This is a genomic window from Oleiphilus sp. HI0086, from assembly GCF_001635225.1.
The window spans coordinates 1-1,470 of record NZ_LWFZ01001209.1; the positions used below are offsets into that span (position 1 = coordinate 1).

Below are 1,470 nucleotides of genomic sequence, written 5' to 3' on the forward strand. Positions count from 1 at the left end.
ATGTCTGTTCTTAAAATGATGGATCTCGACCTTAAAGGAAAGAGGGTTTTGATTCGCGAAGATTTGAATGTTCCAGTTAAAAATGGAAAGGTAACGAGTGATGCACGTATTCGAGCGTCATTGCCTACAATCAAGCATGCTATGGAAGCCGGCGCTAAAGTAATGCTTATGTCTCATTTGGGTCGACCAACTGAGGGTGAGTATGATGAGGCTTTTTCACTGGCGCCCGTTGCTAGTCATATGTCCGATCTGCTCGGTAAAGATATTCCAGTACTAAAAGATTGGCAGGATACAGACGGTCTGAATGACGGCGACGTTGTGTTATTTGAAAATGTTAGATTTAACGTTGGTGAAAAGAAAGATGATGAGGCTTTGTCAAAGGCCTATGCAAAGCTTTGTGATATTTATGTGATGGATGCTTTCGGAACCGCTCATCGCGCACAAGCATCTACGCATGGTGTCGGCAAATTTGCCCCTGTTGCCTGCGCAGGCCCTTTGCTTGCTGCTGAGCTGGATGCTTTAGGAAAAGCATTAAAAGAACCTAAGCGACCTTTAGTTGCTATTGTTGGTGGTTCCAAAGTCTCCACTAAATTAACAGTGCTTGAGTCACTTTCTGATATTGTTGACCAGCTAATTGTCGGTGGCGGTATTGCTAATACCTTTTTAGCTGCTGATGGCAAGGCTGTTGGTAAGTCTTTGTGCGAAGAAGATTTAATTTCCAAGGCTAAAGCTCTTAGCGAAAAGACTCATATCCCATTGCCTACAGACGTCGTGGTTGGTAGTGAGTTTTCAGAGTCTGCAGTTGCGACAACGAAAAATTCTGATGAGGTAGATGAAGGCGATATGATTTTTGATATCGGCCCGGCAACCTCTGAGAGCTTGGCGGAAATACTGAAAAGTGCGGGTACGATAATTTGGAATGGGCNAGTAGGCGTGTTTGAGTTCGACCAGTTTGGTGCGGGCACTAAAGCGCTATCATTAGCCATCGCTGATAGTGATGCATTCTCAATAGCAGGTGGTGGCGACACCTTGGCTGCTGTCGATAAGTATGAAATCGCAGATAAGGTTTCGTATATTTCTACGGGTGGCGGTGCCTTTTTAGAATTTGTAGAAGGTAAGANTTTACCTGCAGTAGCAATGTTAACAGAGCGCGCAAGCTCATAAATTCAATCCATGTTTTAACCGGAGATAATCATGGCATTAATTAGTATGCGACAACTACTTGATCATGCTGCAGAGTATGACTACGGAGTTCCAGCGTTTAACGTAAATAACCTTGAGCAGATGCGCGCTATTATGGAAGCAGCTGATCAAACAAATAGTCCTGTGATAGTGCAGGCTTCAGCCGGTGCTCGTAAATATGCCGGAGCACCTTTTTTNCGTCATCTTATTTTGGCGGCTATCGAAGAATTCCCGCACATTCCTGTTTGTATGCATCAGGACCACGGTACTTCTCCAGCAGTTTGCCAG

At 44.5% G+C, this 1,470-nt stretch carries 2 protein-coding genes; both read left to right on the forward strand.

Translation table 11 applies throughout. The features are described 5' to 3' along the window. Positions 1-1,164 (forward strand): phosphoglycerate kinase (locus A3756_RS21200; protein ID WP_068554570.1); only part of this gene is annotated, 1,164 nt, incomplete at its 5' end. 30 nt (positions 1,165-1,194) lie between these two features. Further along, on the forward strand, positions 1,195-1,470 hold a 276-nt coding region (locus tag A3756_RS21205), incomplete at its 3' end, for a class II fructose-bisphosphate aldolase (RefSeq protein WP_197481440.1).